Annotated in this window: 16 protein-coding genes and 1 tRNA gene; 11 read left to right on the plus strand and 6 right to left on the minus strand. The window is 66.6% G+C overall.

All coding sequences use genetic code 11. The features are described from left to right. Positions 1 to 15 precede the first annotated feature (15 nt). On the plus strand, positions 16 to 1,170 hold the full coding sequence (locus tag KVT39_RS13450; protein ID WP_105391903.1) for a porin: 1,155 nt from the start codon (positions 16 to 18) through the stop codon (positions 1,168 to 1,170). A 239-nt stretch (positions 1,171 to 1,409) separates the two neighbouring features. Here the strand turns inward: KVT39_RS13450 and KVT39_RS13455 are convergent. Further along, positions 1,410 to 1,500: transfer RNA gene (locus tag KVT39_RS13455), tRNA-Ser, on the minus strand. Between the two features lie 50 nt (positions 1,501 to 1,550). On the opposite strand from KVT39_RS13455, the gene KVT39_RS13460 reads away from it, so the two are divergent. From KVT39_RS13460 to KVT39_RS13490, 7 genes are all read left to right on the plus strand, one after another. Beyond that, positions 1,551 to 1,862, plus strand: a complete 312-nt coding sequence (locus tag KVT39_RS13460) for a hypothetical protein (RefSeq protein WP_254640491.1) — start codon at positions 1,551 to 1,553, stop codon at positions 1,860 to 1,862. A gap of 352 nt (positions 1,863 to 2,214) precedes the next feature. Next, positions 2,215 to 3,303: a toxic anion resistance protein gene (locus tag KVT39_RS13465; RefSeq protein ID WP_217589326.1), complete on the plus strand. Its 1,089-nt coding sequence runs from the start codon at positions 2,215 to 2,217 to the stop codon at positions 3,301 to 3,303. A 10-nt stretch (positions 3,304 to 3,313) separates the two neighbouring features. Continuing rightward, the gene (locus KVT39_RS13470) at positions 3,314 to 4,054 is read left to right on the plus strand and encodes a VWA domain-containing protein (RefSeq protein WP_034183503.1); all 741 of its coding nucleotides are present in this window, start codon (positions 3,314 to 3,316) and stop codon (positions 4,052 to 4,054) included. A 43-nt stretch (positions 4,055 to 4,097) separates the two neighbouring features. Then, complete coding sequence (locus KVT39_RS13475; RefSeq protein ID WP_034183504.1) at positions 4,098 to 5,114, plus strand: DUF475 domain-containing protein; 1,017 nt, start codon at positions 4,098 to 4,100, stop codon at positions 5,112 to 5,114. 92 nt (positions 5,115 to 5,206) lie between these two features. Further along, positions 5,207 to 5,869, plus strand: coding sequence for a TerD family protein (locus tag KVT39_RS13480; protein ID WP_217589327.1), 663 nt, complete (start codon positions 5,207 to 5,209; stop codon positions 5,867 to 5,869). A 51-nt stretch (positions 5,870 to 5,920) separates the two neighbouring features. Beyond that, positions 5,921 to 6,787 (plus strand): hypothetical protein, encoded by an 867-nt coding sequence (locus KVT39_RS13485; RefSeq protein WP_217589328.1) that lies wholly within the window; start codon positions 5,921 to 5,923, stop codon positions 6,785 to 6,787. A 136-nt stretch (positions 6,788 to 6,923) separates the two neighbouring features. Next, on the plus strand, positions 6,924 to 7,544 hold the full coding sequence (locus KVT39_RS13490; RefSeq protein ID WP_034183507.1) for an HAD family hydrolase: 621 nt from the start codon (positions 6,924 to 6,926) through the stop codon (positions 7,542 to 7,544). A gap of 24 nt (positions 7,545 to 7,568) precedes the next feature. On the opposite strand, the gene KVT39_RS13495 is transcribed toward KVT39_RS13490, so the two are convergent. Beyond that, the gene (locus KVT39_RS13495) at positions 7,569 to 8,678 is read right to left on the minus strand and encodes a fatty acid desaturase (protein WP_034183508.1); all 1,110 of its coding nucleotides are present in this window, start codon (positions 8,676 to 8,678) and stop codon (positions 7,569 to 7,571) included. 234 nt (positions 8,679 to 8,912) lie between these two features. Between KVT39_RS13495 and KVT39_RS13500 the strand changes: the two genes are divergently transcribed. Next, positions 8,913 to 9,950: an AraC family transcriptional regulator gene (locus KVT39_RS13500; RefSeq protein WP_217589329.1), complete on the plus strand. Its 1,038-nt coding sequence runs from the start codon at positions 8,913 to 8,915 to the stop codon at positions 9,948 to 9,950. Positions 9,951 to 10,010: 60 nt separating this feature from the next. Here KVT39_RS13500 and KVT39_RS13505 read toward each other — a convergent pair whose 3' ends face one another. Together KVT39_RS13505 and KVT39_RS13510 are read right to left on the minus strand one after the other, a co-directional pair. Beyond that, on the minus strand, positions 10,011 to 11,060 hold the full coding sequence (locus KVT39_RS13505; RefSeq protein WP_217589330.1) for a beta-propeller fold lactonase family protein: 1,050 nt from the start codon (positions 11,058 to 11,060) through the stop codon (positions 10,011 to 10,013). Beyond that, the gene (locus KVT39_RS13510) at positions 11,047 to 12,414 is read right to left on the minus strand and encodes an MFS transporter (RefSeq protein WP_217589332.1); all 1,368 of its coding nucleotides are present in this window, start codon (positions 12,412 to 12,414) and stop codon (positions 11,047 to 11,049) included. The genes KVT39_RS13505 and KVT39_RS13510 overlap by 14 nt, the downstream gene beginning before the upstream one ends. Before the next feature lie 356 nt (positions 12,415 to 12,770). On the opposite strand from KVT39_RS13510, the gene KVT39_RS13515 reads away from it, so the two are divergent. Then, positions 12,771 to 13,751 (plus strand): acetyltransferase, encoded by a 981-nt coding sequence (locus KVT39_RS13515; protein ID WP_217589334.1) that lies wholly within the window; start codon positions 12,771 to 12,773, stop codon positions 13,749 to 13,751. A 290-nt stretch (positions 13,752 to 14,041) separates the two neighbouring features. Then, complete coding sequence (locus KVT39_RS13520; protein WP_217589335.1) at positions 14,042 to 15,520, plus strand: deoxyribodipyrimidine photo-lyase; 1,479 nt, start codon at positions 14,042 to 14,044, stop codon at positions 15,518 to 15,520. 30 nt (positions 15,521 to 15,550) lie between these two features. Here KVT39_RS13520 and KVT39_RS38485 read toward each other — a convergent pair whose 3' ends face one another. After that, positions 15,551 to 15,673: a hypothetical protein gene (locus KVT39_RS38485; protein ID WP_034183512.1), complete on the minus strand. Its 123-nt coding sequence runs from the start codon at positions 15,671 to 15,673 to the stop codon at positions 15,551 to 15,553. Beyond that, complete coding sequence (locus KVT39_RS13525; protein ID WP_254640492.1) at positions 15,664 to 16,893, minus strand: MFS transporter; 1,230 nt, start codon at positions 16,891 to 16,893, stop codon at positions 15,664 to 15,666. Before KVT39_RS13525 ends, KVT39_RS38485 begins: the two co-directional genes overlap by 10 nt. Between the last annotated feature and the right edge of the window lie 175 nt (positions 16,894 to 17,068).

Here is a 17,068-nt window from a genome sequence, read left to right on the forward strand (position 1 = left end):
CCATCCCGCATTCACATGAAAAAGTCTTTGATTGCAGCGGTCCTGCTAGCCTCGGTCGCATGTACGGCACGTGCCCAGAGCAGCGTTACGCTCTACGGCTTGATTGACGTCGGGATCAATTATGCGAACAACATTGGCGGTCATAGCCAGTATTCAATGGGCGCGGGCAATCTCGCCGGCAATCGCTGGGGGATGCGTGGTTCCGAGGATCTCGGCGGCGGCCTGAAAACGATTTTCGTGCTGGAGAATGGATTTAGTATTGCGAACGGACGGCTTGGCCAAGGGGGAGACGAATTCGGGCGACATGCGTATGTCGGCCTGTCGTCATCGAACATGGGTACCGTTACGTTCGGCCGTCAATATGATCCGATTACCGACCTGATCTACATGTTCGTCGCGGCTCAGACGTGGGCCGGATACGCGAGCGCCCATCCTGGCGATGTAGACAACACCGATGGCAGCAACCACATCAACAATGCGATCAAGTTCACCAGCGTGTCGTATGGTGGATTCACATTCGAGGGCGCCTACAGCTTCGGCGGTATCGCTGGAAAATTCAACCAGAATCAGATCTGGTCGGTCGCGGCGAACTATGTTCGGGGGCCGCTCACACTTGGGGCCGCCTTCGCCGATGCACGGGATCCCAACTTCTCCTACTTCGGCAATAACGCGGCTTCAAGCGCTACCGGGTCCAATATGGGCGCAAGTCGTGTGTATTCGGGCTATGCGTCCGCGAAAAGACAGCAGATCTTCGTTGCGGGCGCTTCTTACGTCGTCGGTGCCGCGACCCTCGCTGTCGACTACAGCAACACGCAGTTCAAGAATATCGGGGCGTTGCCGGGTCTCCCGGCAACAGGCGCGGGTGGCGATGCACGATTCCACGACATTGAAGTCAACATCCTCTATCGCCTCACGCCTGCACTCCAGTTGGGCGTCGGCTATAACTTCTTGAAAGGCTATGGCGTCAACGGTGCGATTTACAATCAAGGTGCGATTGGCGTCGATTACTTTCTGTCGAAGCGGACGGATTTATACGCAAACGCGGTCTATCAGCACGCGTCGGGCACTGATTCGACAGGTGGGAGGGCGGTCGCCAACCTCAACGGCCTGACGGCTTCCACCACCCAGAGTCAAGCGGAAGTCGTTTTCGGCATTCGACATCGCTTTTAGCAATCTGCGTTCGAGGACTGAAACCTATTCGCACCTCGCGGGCACGATACGAGGTCGTGCCTGCGTCGTCGCACTGAATAGCGATCGTCTCGTCGAGCTTGCTGAATGACATGCATCATGCACTGGCCGAACCCGGTGGGCGAAACGAATACCTGCCGCTGCTTGGGTAGCCGATTCGTGAGCTTGAAAACAAAAAACCCCGCAAATCATTGATTTTGCGGGGTTTTCGCCAAGAATTCTGGCGGAGAGAGGGGGATTCGAACCCCCGATAGGCGATTAACCTATACACGCTTTCCAGGCGTGCGACTTAAACCACTCATCCATCTCTCCGGAAGACCGAGAGTATAGCAAACTCTGGCGGCGGCCCGCCACTCCCTTGCATGCACGTCAGAAATCCGTCGTCATCGACAGCCATACCGGCCGCGTATCTGCTCGTCACCGACTACGACTGCCCGTTCGAGGAAGCCGTCACGTTCACGCTCGTGTCGAAGGATCCGCTGAAGGTGCGCGCGCAGCGCACGGTCGGTGCGATGTATGCGTCGTGCCATCTGGACGACATCACGTGGTCCGACGACCGGCATTTCAGCGCGACGTTCGTGGATATCGACGGGCGATGGGATTTCAAGATTCGTGACCGATCCGTGCCGTTCATTCTGCCTCGGCTGGGCATGCATTGCGTACAGGATCGGTAGTGCGCGATCGACTGCCGCGAGCGCGTCATGCGTGCGTGTGCACCGTCTGAAATCCGCCAGAACCGGCGGTTTCATTTTTCTTTCGCATTGATCAGACATGTAAGTTTCGGCGCGCGCTGATCTTGCATGGTCCGGACGTATGGCGGCAGGAACGGCGATGTTCGGGTATCGCGTCCGCACGCAACATTACAAAATGAATGGAAATTGAAAGAATTCCTTCCCTTGACGCGATGCGCCCGTGCCATTTATTGTCCGTCTGCCGCCGTGAGAGAGCACGGCGGTTATCGCGGATGTGCGCGTCGCGCGCACGACAACACGTAGCAAAAAGCAGAAAAGGAAACGTGGTAGCCACATGAAGCCGCTATTCGACGACAAGAAATCCGATGCGGTCAGCGATCGTCCTTCCACCCCGTCTTTGTCACCCGTCGCGGTGCCTGCCGCCGCCGTCGTGCCGGCAGCGCAGCCGACGGAGCACGCGCGCCTGATCACCGTCGACGAGATCGACCAGCTCGGCGCGACGCAGGGTACGCGGATCGCCGCCTTCTCCCAGCAGATACTCGCGAGCGTCCGTGCGTCGGATGCCGACCAGTTCGGCGACAAGCTCAACGAACTGATCTCGACCGCGAAAGGACTCGACCCGCGCGGTGCCGACAAGGGCGGCTTCATCACGCAATTCACGCGGCTGTTCCGCTCGACCAAGGAAAAACTGCTGTCGCAATACGAGTCGGTGAGCAAGCGGATGGATACGCTCGTCGTCGAGCTCGAAAACCATGCGCAGCGCCAGAAGGCCGGCATCGACGAGCTCGAGCGGATGTACAACGACAACTACGCGCTGCACCAGGAGCTCGAGCAGTCGAAGGCGCACGGCGAAACGGCGCTCGCGACGCTGCGCGCGCATCTCGCGGCCGGCCAGCAGCCGGCGGACGACGCGTTCGCCGCGCAACGCCTGCTCGACGTGAAGCGCAAGGTCGACGCGCTCGAAAGCAAGCTCGACGACCTCGACCGCGCAATGCTGATGTCGAAGCAGCTCGCGCCGCAGATCCGGATGGAGCAGGACCAGAAACGCACGCTGACGTCGAAGTTCATGACGATCAAGACCGTGCTGATCCCCGCGTGGACCAACGCGTTCGCGCTCTACCTCGAGCAGCTCGGCACGAAGCGTGCGGCGGCGCTCGCGAACGCGACGTACGACGCGGCCGACGAGGCGATCCGCGCGCAGGCCGACCTGAATCGCCAGAACGCGCAGGAAGTCGCGAAGCTCGGCCAGCGCCCGGTGATCTCGACCGACACGTTCGAATATGCGCAGCAGCAGCTGTTCGGCGCATTCGACGACGTCACGCAGATCATTGCCGACGGCAAGCGCCAGCGTGAGCAGGACGCGCCGCGCCTGCGCCAGCTCGAACAGGACCTGATCACCCGATTCGCTCCGAAGCATAACTAAGGAACACCGCATGATTACGCTTGAGAAACGCGCGGCGAAGGTCGCGATCGTCCTCGAGAAACGCCAGATCCTGAAGCCGCCCGTCGTGCGCGTCGGCGCGGCGCTCGACATCTCGGGCTCCGCGAAGCCGCTTTACCAGTCGGGCGTGATCCAGGAGACGCACGACCGGATCCTCGGCATCGCACTGAAGTTCGACGACAACGGCGAAGTCGATACGTGGACCTTCACCGAAGGCTACGACCGCCTGCCGACCGCGACGCCGGACAACTACGGCTCGTACATCTCCGATCACGTGCTCGAAGCCCGGATCGACAAGTGGGGCGGCACGCAGTACGCGCCGGTGATGAACGACATCGTCGACTTCTTCTTCCGCGCGCCGGAGCCGAAGCGCGAAGAAAAGCGCGGCTTCCTGAGCCGGCTGTTCGGCGGCGCGGACGAAGCGCCCGCGCCGGCCGCCTCCGCACCGGTGAACGGCCACCTGCCCGCATGGGTGCTGTTCGTCACCGACGGGCAGAACCCGAAGAACGACCGCAAGCGCGTGCGCCAGTTGATGGCCGAGTCGCAGCACTTTCCGCTGTACTGGTCGCTCGTCGGCGTCGGCGATCCGAACGAATTCGGCTTCCTCGCGGAAGTCGCGGACGAAATGCCGAACGTCGGGTTCCTGCATCTCGAGTCGCTCGATCTCAGCGACGAACAGATCTACGAACAGTTGATCACGCAGGAATTCTGCGACTGGGTGCGCGCGAAGTAAGCGCGGCCCGCATGCCCCTTTTTCAAAACTCGATTACCCCATCATGTTGAAAGACTTCAAGATCCCGCTGTCGCTCACGGTGCTCGCGCTGGTCGCGGCCTATTTCCTCGGCGGCGTAAAGGACATGCTGATCGTCGCGGTCCTGTGTGTGCTCGAAATTTCGCTGTCGCTCGACAACGCGGTCGTCAATGCATCGGTGCTCAAGAACTGGTCGGAGAAGTGGCGCAACCGCTTCATGGTGTTCGGCCTGCCGGTTGCCGTGTTCGGCATGCGGCTCGTGTTCCCGCTGCTGATCGTCGCGGTGATCGGCCACATCGGAATGTGGGATGCGTTGACGCTCGCGATCGAATCGCCGGAGAAGTACGCGGCGATTCTGACCTCCGCGCATCACCAGGTGTCGGCGTTCGGCGGCGCGTTCCTGCTGATGGTGTTCTTCAAGTTCATGCTCGACACCGAGAAGGACGAGCACTGGATCGGTTTCCTCGAAGGCCCGATGCGCCATCTCGGCCGCATCACGGCGCTGGAAGTGGCGCTGACGCTCGCGATCGTGATCGTCGCGTCGTTCTACGTGCCGGCGGCCGAGCAGGTTAGCTTCCTGCTCGCGGGCGCGTTCGGCGTGATCAGCTTTGTGATTGCGCACGGCATCGGCGACCTGATCGGCGGCGAGGACACCGGCACGCGCGTGGTGCGCGAAGGTGTCGCGGGCTTCATGTATCTCGAAGTGCTCGATTCGTCGTTCAGCTTCGACGGCGTGATCGGTGCGTTCGCGTTGTCGAACAACATCTTCCTGATCGCGCTGGGCCTCGGCGTCGGCGCGGCCTACATCCGGGAGATGACGCTCGTGCTGCTGAAGAAGGGCACGCTCGCGCAGTATCGCTTTCTCGAACACGGTGCGTTCTGGGCGATCGGTGCGCTCGCAACGATCATGTTCCTCGGCGTGAAGTTCGAGGTGCCCGAGGTCGTCACGGGCCTGATCGGCGCGGCGATGATCGCGGCGGCCGTGTGGTCGTCGATCGTCGTGCAACGCAAGGAAGACCGGACCGCCGTGGCGAGCAAGTAATACACGCGGCACGGAAACCATCAACGAGGGGCCGCGCACGGCGGCCCGGCATTGCCGCCGGCGCAATGGCGGTTCCAGCAGAAGAGGTTCAGATGATCAATTTGTCGAAAGGCGGTCGCGTCAACCTGTCGAAGGAAGCGCCCGGCACGCAGAAATTCCGCATCGGTCTCGGTTGGGACGCAAACGCGACGGACACGGGCACGGATTTCGATCTCGACGTGTCGGTGTTCCTGTGCAAATACGATGCGCAGACCAATCCGAAGCTGATCTCGGATCAGCACTTCGTGTTCTACAACAGCGAAGTGCGCACGATGGACCGCAACGAAACCTTCATCCAGCCGGGCGACGATTTCCCGAAGCGCGGGATGCCGGCGTCGAAGTGCATGGGCGTCGTGCATAGCGGCGACAACCGCACGGGCAGCGGCGGCGGCGACGGCGACGACGAAGTGATCTTCATCGACATGACGAAGCTTGCTGCCGACGTCGAGGAAATCTCGGTGGTCGTGACGATCGACCAGGCCGAAGCGCGCCGTCAGAATTTCGGGCAGGTTCGCAACAGCTACATCCAGATCGCCGACGAGGTGTCGGGTGCGGTGATCGCGAAGTATGCGCTGGAAGAGGATTTCTCGATGGAGACGTCGGTGCAGGTCGGCAGCTTCTATCGCCGCGACGGCCACTTCATGTTCAAGGCGGTCGGCGCCGGCTACAACCGTGGCCTCGGCGACTTCGTGCGCGCGTACGGCGGCGCGGTCTGACTGGCGGCAGCCCGGCGTGCGGGAAACCGCTGCGCCGGGCAGGATGCAGCGATGACGAATCCGTCCGACGAGCCGAAGCGGCTCGAGTTCGATACGACGCCCGAGCGCACGCCCGGGCGTCTTGCGTTCGACGCGCCGTCCACGGCCGGTGCGCCGGCTGCACGCGCGCCCGACCGGCCGGCGCCGCAGGCGCTCGACTTCGGGCCGGCGCCCGACCAGGCCGTGCGCACGGCGCCCGCCGATGCGGTCGGCCGCGCGCTGTTCGGCGAATCGAACCACCCGCTGCTCGAATCGTGCTTCCGCGCCGCACAGGCCAGCTTCCCGAATCTCTATCCCGACTACGCGCCGCGCATCGAGCGGCACATCCGGCAACTGGTGCCGCTCAAGCTCGCGACGGTCGCGACGATCGGCGACGGCGCGCTGGAGACGGCGGGCAACCTCGTCGAAGCCGTCGCGGCAACGACGCGCGAATTCAACGAACTCGGCGCGGCCGACATGATGGCCGGCCTGCTCGTGCAGGCGACGCGCAAGGCCGGCATGTTCGAACGCTGGTTCGGCGCGGCGTCGAGCCATGTCGACTACCGCGCGGCGCTCGGCGCGCTCAAGCAGTCGCTCGGCTTCTTCCCGCGCCGCACCGAGGAGCTTGCCGCGAAGGTCCGCCATGCGGAAGAAAACCTCGTGGTCGTGCTCGCGGCGCTGAGTGCGGTGGCGGACGTCGTGCGTGTGCCGGACGACGCGGGCATCGAGCGCACGCTGTTCGACCGCCGCAACATCGTCGGGCAGGCCGTCCAGCAGATCCGGATGCAGCCCGCGCAACTGCGCGGGCTCGACGAGCGCGTGACCGATCTGCTGTCGCGCGCCGACCACCTGATGAACGTCGTGCTACCTGCGGCACTGGCGGCGCGGCCGCAGCGCTGAGCGAACGGCACGACGGCCACGCGCGCTTCGGCGCCCGTGGTCGCTGCCTGGGCCACGCTTCGTCACGCCGTTTCGCGCGTGCCGCCGCGAGTCTGCTATCTTCCCGGGCATCTCATCGCTTTCCCGCCGATTCTCCATGACTGACCGCATCGTCGCCGCATTCGATTTCGACGGCACCATCACGACTACCGACAGCTTCCGCCATTTCGTCCGCTACGCGGTCGGCACGCCGCGCTTCGCGTGGGCCGGGCTGCGCGCACTGCCGTGGATCGTCGCGATGAAGGCCGGGCTGCTGTCGCGTGGCGACGCGAAGGCGAAGTTCGCGTGGTTCGCATTCGGGCCGGTTCGCGAGGACGCGCTCGACGCTCGGGCGCGCACGTTCGTCCACACGTATCTGCCGAACTTCGTGCGTCCGGAAATGCTCGAGCGGATTCGCGAGCATCGGGCGCGCGGGCATGAAGTCGTGCTGGTCAGCGCGTCGCCGTCGCTGTATCTGGAGAAGTGGGCGAAGACGGCCGGTTTCGACGCCGTGCTCGCGACGCGGCTTGCGTTCGAGCGCGGCGCGTTCGCCGGGCGGCTCGACGGCGAGAATTGCTGGGGGCCGCAGAAGGTCGTGCGGCTGCGCGGGTGGTGGGGCAACCGGCCGCCGAAGCAGTTGTTCGCATACGGCGACAGCCGCGGCGACAAGGAAATGGCCGAACTCGCGAACTGGTCGTGGATCCGCGGGCAGGGAGCGATGCCGCCGATCGGCGATTGATGCGGCGCGCTGCCGGCGCTGGTATTACGCGTCGACCTGCGCGTGACGCGTGCCGCGCGAAGGACGATAAGCACCCCAGCGATTCGCACGCGCGAACGTGCCGACGTCGTTGAAGCGCACGCCCACTTCGCGCAGTGCCGCATGCGCGGTTCGCGCGGTCAGTTGCCGGATGTAGAACGGGTCGCGCACGACGAAGTGATGGATCGCGTGCGTGCTGCCGAAGTTGAAGCAGAACAGCTGGAACGGCAGCATCCACCACGGGTTGAGTACCTGCGTCTGCTGGATCACGTTGCGCGAATCGATGTCGCCGAAGTAGTGCATGTTCGAGCTGACGAAGTTGATGCAGAAGCTGCGCACGAAGTTCGGCCCGAGCCACACGACCGCCAGGAAATCGACGACATCCATCACACGCTCGACCAGGGCCGGCACCGTCACCGCATAGCCGAACGCGTGCAGCGCGAACAGCCCGATGTGATAGACGATGAACGCATGCCACAGCGCGTAGTACACGTGACCGACCGGCATGTATGACGACACCTGCTCGACGCGCAACTGCATGCGCTCGGCCGGATCCTGCACCGGCTGCGCGGCCACGTACTGCTTCACCTTGCGGCGCATCGCGGCCGGCCGCAGCACGACGGCGAGCATCCCGTCCGCGATCATCAGCAGGCGCTTCACGCCCCAGCGCTCGCCGTTGGTGATGCCGAATTCCTCGAGATCCGATTCGCCGCCCGACACCTTGTGGTGATGCAGGTGCATGCGCCGCCGCGTCCACGGGTTGATCGTGCCCGGCCGCGTGAGCCAGCACAGCGCCATCATCAGGTGATAGGCCCACGGCGTCTTCTTGAAGTACATCAGGTGGATCAGGTCGTGCTCGAGTTCGTGGATCAGCGAAGTGACGAACGCGGCGAGCGGCAGCGCGACGTACCACGCGATCGTGCCGCGTGCATACAGCCACGCGATCGCGAGCATCGCGGCGACCGACACGGCCATCACGGTCGCGCCGACGAGGTTCTGGTTGTCGAGCAGCGGAAAGCGCGCGCGGATCGCATCGCTCGCGGCATTGACCTCGCGGCGGACGTACGCGACCTTGTCTGCGTCGTTGCGAAAGACGGTTCGTGCGGGTTGGCTCATCGACCGGAATCCGTGCGGAAAGAGTGGGGCAGTGGGGCGTTATGCCGATGTGACAAGCATAGGCGGGCGCCGCACCGCATGCGAGGGCCGCCGGTGCCAATGGTGGTGTCATTTCGGGCCATGGTGGACGACGAGCGGGAGTCCGACGGTGCGCCGCGCGGCTAGAGCACCGCCGCGGTGTCATTGCGGGCCAGCGGCGCTACAATCCGCCGAAATCGCTCCGGAGTCCGCCGCATGGCCCTGTCCGCCCCGGATGCCGCGCGCCAGTTGAACAAGGCGACGGTGTCGTCCGCGTATGCGCTGTTCATGCTGATGCTGGCCGAGGAGCGCGGCATCGATAGCGGCCGCATTCTCGCCGGCTCGGGCGTCGAGCGCGAGCGGCTCGCGCAGCCCGATGCGCGCATCACGCCGCTGCAGCAGGCGGCGATCGTGTTCAACCTGCTCGACGCGACCGACGATCCGTCGATCGCGATCGAGATCGGCCTGCGCAGCAGCCTGACGAAAGCGGGGCTGATCGGCTTCGGGCTGATGAGCTGCGCGACGCTCGGCGAGGCGATCGCGCTCGGCATCCGCTATCTGCCGACGCGCGTGCCGTTCTTCTCGGTGCGGCTCGCGCAGCTCGACGGGATCGTCGACATCGACGTGCTCGAAGCGTTTCCGCTCGGCCGGCTGCGCCAGTTTGCAGTGGAGAACTTCCTGGTCGAGACCGCGATCCTGTTCAATTCGTTGCTGTATCCGGCGCCGGGGCGCACGCTGCAGTCGCGCGCCGAACTGCACTTCGAATGGCCCGAGCCGCCGTGGTTCGAGCGTTATCGCGCGCGGCTGCCGCGCTGTCATTTCGACGCGAGCGCGAACCGCATCCGTTGCGACGCCGCGCTGCTCGACGAGCCGATCGGCACCGCGAACGCGCAGACTGCGCAGATGATCGTCCAGCAGTGCGAGGCCGAACTCGCGCGGCTCGGTTATGCGGAGAGCATCGTCGAGCGCGTGCGCAACCTGCTGATTTGCGGCGATGGCGGTTATCCGTCGGTCGACGACGTCGCGCGCGAGCTGCACGTGTCGGCGCGCACGCTCAAGCGCAAGCTCGCCGAGTACGGCGCGACCTATTCGGCGCTGCTCGACGAGATCAGGCTGCGCGATGCGCTGCGGCTGCTGGAGGGCACGCGGCTGCCGGTCGACGAGATTGCGGCGCGCGTTGGTTATACGGACCGCGCCAATTTCACGCGTGCGTTCAAGCGCTGGACGGGTGTTGCGCCGAGTGAGCGGCGCTGAGCGCGGGGGCGAACGGATCTTTGCTGCAGCCTTCCCGATCCTGCGCCCGGCGCCGCTTCGTCAGACGATCTCGACCCAGTTCGCGCCGCGTCCGCCCGCTGCCCGCGCGTGCAGCGACAGCGCGCCATCGTCCGGCGCGATCGCATACACCGACACGTTTTCAGACTGCTCACCGCACGCGACGAGCCAGCGCCCCGACGGATCGATCGCGAACCCGCGCGGCTGCGTCTCGGTGGTTGTCGCGTGTGCGGGCTCAAACGTGCCGTCGGCGGTGCGGCGATAGCAGAGCAGTTGGCTCGACGTGCGTTCGCTGACATAAGCGAACCGCTCGTCGGGCGTCAGGTGCAGGTCGGCGGCCCACACCGAAGGTTCGGCGGGCGCGGGCGGCCGTGCATGGCCTTGCGCAAGCCCGGCGACGGCCGGGTGGCGCGCGCTCACATGCGCGTCGCCGAGCCGGCCGGTGTCGGGATCGCGCGCGAACGTCGCGAGCGTGCCCTGGAATTCGCTGACGACGACGAGCGCGCGGCCGTCGCGCGCGAATCGCAGGTGACGCGGGCCGAAGCCGGCCGGCACGCGCGTTTCGCCGTGTTCGGCCAAACGCGGGCCGGCCGCGTTCTCGACGAGCGCGAAGCTGAACACGCGATCCGAGCCGAGCGAACTGACGTACGCGAAACGATTGTCCGGCGACACGATCACCGCGTGCGCGTTCGCGATGCCGCCGGCCACCTGCAGCGGCGCGCCGTCGCCGTCGCGCACGCGCGCGGCATCGTAGAGGCTCAGCGAATGCCCGCCGTACGACGCACCGAGCAGCCAGCGGCCGCTGCGGTCGAGCGACAGGTACGCGTGGCTCGCATCGATCGCGGTCGCGCCGATGCGCGCGAGCGCGCCCGTGGCCGCGGCGACGCGGAACGCGACGATCGTCGGCTGCTCGCCGCGCGTCGCGACGTAGAGCCGTGCGCGGTCGGCCTGCACGGCGATCGGCATCGCGACGTCGGCGGCCGGGTAGCGGGCGAGCGGCGCGAGCGTGCCGTCGCTCGCGAGGGAGAACGTGGCGAGGTCGCCGTCGGCGGCATTCGAGACGACGACGGTGAAGCGGTCAGTGTTCGGCATGGCGGAGCATCGTGGCGTTCGTGAAGGACTCGTCGGCCGGCAGGCCGCGCGGCGGATCGCTGCGCCGGTGCGTGCGCGCGAACAGCGCGGCGACTGCGGCGACGACGGACGCGATCGCGAGCGCATACAGCCCGCCCGTGATCGAACCCGTATGTTGCTTCAGATAGCCGAATGCCGTCGGCGCGACGAAGCCGCCGAGATTGCCGACCGAGTTGATCAGCGCGATCACGGCCGCGGCCACGCGCGTGTCGAGGTAACCCTGCGGGATCGGCCAGAACAGCGACGCAGCGGCCTTGAAGCCGAGCGCGGCGAAGCAGATCGACGCGAACGACCACACGGGATCGTGCGATGTCGACGCGAACAGCCCGCACGCGGCGAGCACGAGCGCGAACGCGAGCCAGCGCTGCGGATGCTTCCATTTCGCGGACAACACCGCGAAACCGTACATCGCGCCGATCGCGATCATCCACGGAATCGTGGTGTACAGGCCGACCTGGAAATCGCTGAGGCCGCCCATCTTGCGAATGATCGTCGGCAGCCAGAACGTGGCCGCGTAGATCGTCAGCTGGATCGAGAAGTACAGGAAGCAGAACAGCATGATCTGCGGATCGCGCAGCAGCGCGGTGGCGCGCACGGGCACGTTCGAGCGTACGTCGCGCGTCGCGCGCTCCTCATCGAGCGCCGTTTCGAGCGCCGCGCGTTCGTCGGTGGTGAGCCACGTCGCGTCGCGGATGTGCGATTTCAGCAGCAGCCAGCTCGCGCCGCACAGCGCGACCGAGAACAGCCCTTCGATCAGGAACATCCATTGCCAGCCTTCGAGGCCGAAGCCGCGGATCGACAGCAGCGCGCCGGTGACGGGCCCGGACAGCACCGACGCGAACGCGGAGCCGCCGAGGAAGATCGCCATCGCCTTGCCGCGCTCCTGCGGCGGCAGCCATTGCGACAGGTACAGCACGACGCCGGGGAAGAAGCCGGCCTCGGCCGCGCCGAGCAGGAAGCGCAGCACGTAGAACGACGTGTCGTTCCACACGAACGCCATCGCGGCCGCGACGATGCCCCACGTCGCCATGATCCGCGCGAGCCACACGCGTGCGCCGTAGCGCTGCATCAGCAGGTTCGACGGCACTTCGAACAACGCATAGCCGACGAAGAACAGCCCGGCGCCGAGCCCGTACGCGGCCGCGCCGATGCCGATCGACGCTTCGAGGTGGCGATCGACGAAACCGACGTTCACGCGGTCGATGTAGTTCGCGATGAACATGATCAGCACGAGCGGCAGCACGTGCCACTTCACTTTCGAGACGGCGGACGCGAGCGGGTCGCGGCCGGGCAGCGTGGGCGAGGGCGGGTTCAACGGTGTCTCCGGTCGGTCGGCGAACGTGGCGGCAGCCCGCGTCGGCGTCTGGGTGGTGGCTTATGTAGTATGTCGTCGTATGACATGGTACGCCTGAGTGTTGATGGAGGCGTCACGGGTTTACCCGGAAATTTCCCGGATATTGGTGAATGTCATGAGATCGGTTGGATATTCGATCATGTCTGATGACGTATGACTATCGTGGGCATGTGCGCTGCAAGCCATTTGCAGGTGAATCCGGCTACGCTGTATCGAGAGCGCGCGCGGTTGCGGCAAAATACCGGGCTCGCGCGCTCGGTGTGCATGGCATGTGCGCGAACGGCGGCGATTTCATGCTGAAGACGGAGCGACGGAACATGCAGGACAACCACCATGGACGGCACTTCTTCGCGTTCAACGGCGATGCGGACGGCCTGTGCGCGCTTCAGCAACTGCGGCTCGCGGAAGGCGTGCGCGGCACGCTCGTGACCGGCGTGAAGCGCGACATCCGGCTGCTCGAGCGGATCGATGCGCGGGCCGGCGATCGTGTCACCGTGCTCGACGTGTCGCACGATCAGAACCGCGACGCGTGCGCGCGATTGCTGCGCGAAGGGGCGACAGTCCGCTATTTCGATCATCACTTCGCAGGCGAGCTACCCGCCGATCCGGGCTTTCACGCGCATATCGACACGGCGGCTGATGTCTGCACGAGCGCGCTCGTGAACCGCCATCTCGGCGGCCGGCATGTGCGCTGGGCGATCGTCGCGGCATTCGGCGACGAACTGCCGGCGCTCGGCGACGCGCTCGCGCGCGAGCAAGGGATCGACGACGCCGAACGCTGCACGCTCGCCGAACTCGGGCTCTACCTGAACTACAACGCATACGGCGATTGCATCGGCGATCTGCACTTCGATCCGGCGGCGCTCGCCGACGCGATGTTGCCGTGCGTCGATCCGCTCGATTTCGTGCGCGGGACCGCCGTGTTCGCCGCACTGCGCGACGGCTACCGCGACGACATGGCGCGCGCATGCGCGCTTGCGCCGCTGCGCGAGGTGCCGGGCGCGACGCTGGTACGGATGCCTGATCAACCGTGGGCGCGGCGCGCGACCGGGATGCTCGCGAACGAACGAATGCGCAACGCGCCGCATGCGGCGCTCGCGGTGCTGTCGCCGCGCGCCGATGGCGGGCTCGTCGTCAGCGTGCGCGTGCCCGACGGCCGGCCGCTCGGCGCCGACGAGTTCTGCCGCGGCTTTGCGACCGGCGGCGGGCGCAAGCGCGCGGGCGGCATCAACCATCTGCCGGAAACCGAGTTCGACGCATTCGCCGCGCGTTTCGAGGCGGCGTTCCGGCTCGATTGACGAAGCGATCGGCGACGCGCGCGCCGTGGCCTGATCAGCCGAATCAGCCGGTCGCACCTGCGAACACGGCCGGCACGTACCGCGCATCGCGGTGCAGATGCACCCGACATCGAGCGTAGGCCGGCGGACGCGGCGAAGAATCGTCGGAATGGACTAACGCGTTTCACCGGGCACGCGACGCGGTGCGATGGCCGTCGCCGTCATCGGCACGTCGGCATGTCGAGCGTCGACACCGTGTGGCATAGCCGCGACAATACGCATCCTGTTCCGCTTTCCGCATCGAGGTGCCCGTGCCCGCCAAGTCGTCCGTTGCTCCCGCGATCGTCTGGTTTCGCGACGATCTGCGCGTGACCGACCAGCCCGCGCTGACGCGCGCGGTCGAGTCAGGCCGGCCGCTCGTGTGCGTGTTCGTCGACGATACGGGCGCCGGTTCGGGGCGCCCGCCGGGCGGCGCAGCGCGCTGGTGGCTGCACGGGTCGCTGGCCGGGCTCGACGCCGCGCTCGCGCGTCACGGCGGGCGCCTGCTGCTGTTGCGCGGCGACGCGCAGCGCGAGATCGAGCGCGTCGTACACGACACGGGCGCGGCCGCCGTGTACTGGAACCGCCGCTACGCGCAGCCGCAACGCGACGCCGACGCGGCGCTGAAGGCGTCGCTCAAGGCACGCGGCGTCAAGGTCGAGAGCAGTAACGGCAGCCTGCTGAACGAGCCGTGGGAGGTGCTGACGGGCAGCGGTGCGCCGTACCAGGTGTTCACCGCGTACTGGCGCGCGGTGCGCCGCGACCGCACGGTCGCCGCGCCGCTGCCGGAGCCGGAACGGATCGTGTTTCAACCATGGCCTGAAACCGTGCGTGGCCGTGCGCTGGCGCTCGACGCGCTCGCATTGCGCGCGCCCGTGCCGGACTGGGCCGGCGGCCTGCGCGACGCATGGCCCGCGCCCGACGAGGCCGGTGCGCATCAACGGCTCGACGCGTTCCTGACGGCATCGCTTGCCGGCTACGCGGATGCGCGCGATCGTCCCGACCGGCCCGCGACGAGCCGGCTGTCGCCGTTCCTGCGCTTCGGCAACGTATCGCCGCGACAGGTGTGGCACGCGGTGCAGGGCGCAGAGAATGCAGGCGGCGCGGCGTACGTTGCGGGCGCCGACAAGTTCCTGAGCGAGCTCGGCTGGCGCGAATTCAGCTACGCGCTGCTGTATCACTTCCCGGCGCTCGCGACCGACAACTTCCGCGCGCAGTTCGACGCGATGCCGTGGCGTGACGATGCCGCGGCGCTGCGCGCGTGGCAGCGCGGCCGGACCGGCTATCCGCTCGTCGATGCGGGCCTGCGCGAGCTGTGGACGACCGGCTGGATGCACAACCGTGTGCGGATGGTCGTCGCGTCGTTCCTGGTCAAGCATCTGCTGATCGACTGGCGCGCGGGCGAAGCGTGGTTCTGGGACACGCTGGTCGACGCCGATCCCGCGAACAACGCGGCGAGCTGGCAGTGGGTGGCCGGCTGCGGCGCCGACGCCGCGCCGTATTTCCGCATCTTCAACCCGGTCGCGCAGGGCGAGAAGTTCGACCCGGACGGCGCATACGTGCGGCGCTGGGTGCCCGAACTCGCGAGCCTCGACACCGCGTCGATCCACGCGCCGTGGGAAGCGTCACCGCTGCAGCTCGACGCGGCCGGTGTGCGGCTCGGCGTCGACTATCCGGCACCGCTCGTCGATCACGCCGCCGCGCGCGTTCGCGCGCTCGATGCGCTGGCTGCATTGCCGAAACGTCGCTGATCGTCTGCCCGCGCGGTACGGTTCGCCGCGTCAGTTGCAGAACGCGACGCGTTCGAGCAGCGCGTACGCGATACCCGAATCGAAGTAGGCCGCGCCGCACCACGCGACGAACGCGAGCGTGCCGGCCGCCAGCGCCGCGCGGATCATGCCCATGCCGCGTTGCCCGATGCCGGGCGCGCGACACGCGCGTCGTCGATCGGCAGGTGCAGAAGCGCTGCGAGCACGCCGAGCGCGATCGAACCGATCCACAGCGGCAGGTACGAATGCGTCGCGTCGTACACGATCGCACCGAGCCAGACGCCGAAGAAGCTGCCGAGCTGGTGGCCGAAGAACACGAAACCGAACAACGTCGCGATGTAGCGCACGCCGAACACCTGCGAGATCACGCCGTTCGTCAGCGGCACCGTGCCGAGCCAGGTGAACCCCATCACGGCCGCGAACACGTAGACGCTCGCGGGCGACAGCGGCACGACGACGAACGCGGCCATCGCGAATGCGCGCACGAGGTACAGCACCGACAGCACGTACTTGCGCCGCAGCAGCCCGCCGAGATGCCCGCATGCATAGGTGCCGGCCACGTTGGTCAATGCGATCAGCGCGAGCGCGACGCTCGCGTGGCGCGCCGGCAGCCCGTGGTCGAGCAGGTACGCGGGCAGATGCGTCGCGATGAACGCGAGCTGGAAGCCGCACGCGAAGAAGCCCGCATTCAGCAGCCAGAAGCCGCGATGCGCGAACGCCTCGCGCACTGCTTCGCCGATCGACTGGTCGGGGCCGGCGGCGGCGGCCGTATGCGCGGGCCGGTCGCGCAGCAGCACGGCGAGCGGCGCGAGCAGCGCCGCGACGAGCGCCAGCGCGACGAATGCGTGCCGCCAGCCGATACCGCCGATCAGTTCCTGCGCGACGGGCACCATGCAGAACTGGCCGAGCCCGCCGATCGCGCCGGCAACGCCGAGCGCCCAGCCGCGCCGGTCGGGCGGAAACAGGCGGCTCAGCGCGCCGTAGATCGATGCGAATGCCGATCCCGACAGTGCGATGCCGATCACGAGCCCGGCGCCGACCGTGAACATGCCGGTCGACGCCGCGAGCGCCATCGTGACGAGCCCGGCCGCATACAGCAGCATCCCGGCGACGATCACGCGCACCGAGCCGAAGCGGTCGGCGACCATCCCCGTGAACGGCTGCGCGACGCCCCAGATCAGGTTCTGCAGCGCCAGTGCGAGCCCGAACGCTTCGCGCGACCAGCCATGGTCGAGCGATACGGGCGCGAGGAACAGGCCCTGCACATGGCGGATGCCGAGCGCGGCGCCCATGATCAGGCCGCCCGCCAGCACGGGCAGCCAGCGGCGCCGGACTTCCTGCTCGATCGGGGTCATGCGTGTCTCCGGATGTGGGCGCGCGGCGAAACGGCCGCGCTCGATCCGATTAGACGATCGGGTACGGCGTCGCTCAAGCGATCATTCGGTCAGGTTGGCATGCGTGTAGGGAATGTGACGGGGTGCGGCCGGGCGAGGTGGCGGCGGCCGGCCGTGGTCACGGTCATCCGGAAAG

Source organism: Burkholderia sp. GbtcB21 (assembly GCF_019091065.1).
In the GTDB taxonomy this organism is placed as follows: Bacteria; Pseudomonadota; Gammaproteobacteria; order Burkholderiales; family Burkholderiaceae; genus Burkholderia; species Burkholderia pyrrocinia_C.

Excerpts from the sequence above, each read along its gene's own strand:
- KVT39_RS13450 (WP_105391903.1), top strand. The coding sequence starts at position 16 with ATGAAAAAGTCTTTGATTGCAGCGGTCCTGCTAGCCTCGGTCGCATGT.
- KVT39_RS13460 (WP_254640491.1), top strand. The coding sequence starts at position 1,551 with ATGCACGTCAGAAATCCGTCGTCATCGACAGCCATACCGGCCGCGTAT.
- KVT39_RS13465 (WP_217589326.1), top strand. The coding sequence starts at position 2,215 with ATGAAGCCGCTATTCGACGACAAGAAATCCGATGCGGTCAGCGATCGT.
- KVT39_RS13470 (WP_034183503.1), top strand. The coding sequence starts at position 3,314 with ATGATTACGCTTGAGAAACGCGCGGCGAAGGTCGCGATCGTCCTCGAG.
- KVT39_RS13475 (WP_034183504.1), top strand. The coding sequence starts at position 4,098 with ATGTTGAAAGACTTCAAGATCCCGCTGTCGCTCACGGTGCTCGCGCTG.
- KVT39_RS13480 (WP_217589327.1), top strand. The coding sequence starts at position 5,207 with ATGATCAATTTGTCGAAAGGCGGTCGCGTCAACCTGTCGAAGGAAGCG.
- KVT39_RS13485 (WP_217589328.1), top strand. The coding sequence starts at position 5,921 with ATGACGAATCCGTCCGACGAGCCGAAGCGGCTCGAGTTCGATACGACG.
- KVT39_RS13490 (WP_034183507.1), top strand. The coding sequence starts at position 6,924 with ATGACTGACCGCATCGTCGCCGCATTCGATTTCGACGGCACCATCACG.
- KVT39_RS13495 (WP_034183508.1), bottom strand. The coding sequence starts at position 8,678 with ATGAGCCAACCCGCACGAACCGTCTTTCGCAACGACGCAGACAAGGTC.
- KVT39_RS13500 (WP_217589329.1), top strand. The coding sequence starts at position 8,913 with ATGGCCCTGTCCGCCCCGGATGCCGCGCGCCAGTTGAACAAGGCGACG.
- KVT39_RS13505 (WP_217589330.1), bottom strand. The coding sequence starts at position 11,060 with ATGCCGAACACTGACCGCTTCACCGTCGTCGTCTCGAATGCCGCCGAC.
- KVT39_RS13515 (WP_217589334.1), top strand. The coding sequence starts at position 12,771 with ATGCAGGACAACCACCATGGACGGCACTTCTTCGCGTTCAACGGCGAT.
- KVT39_RS38485 (WP_034183512.1), bottom strand. The coding sequence starts at position 15,673 with ATGGGCATGATCCGCGCGGCGCTGGCGGCCGGCACGCTCGCGTTCGTC.
- KVT39_RS13525 (WP_254640492.1), bottom strand. The coding sequence starts at position 16,893 with ATGACCCCGATCGAGCAGGAAGTCCGGCGCCGCTGGCTGCCCGTGCTG.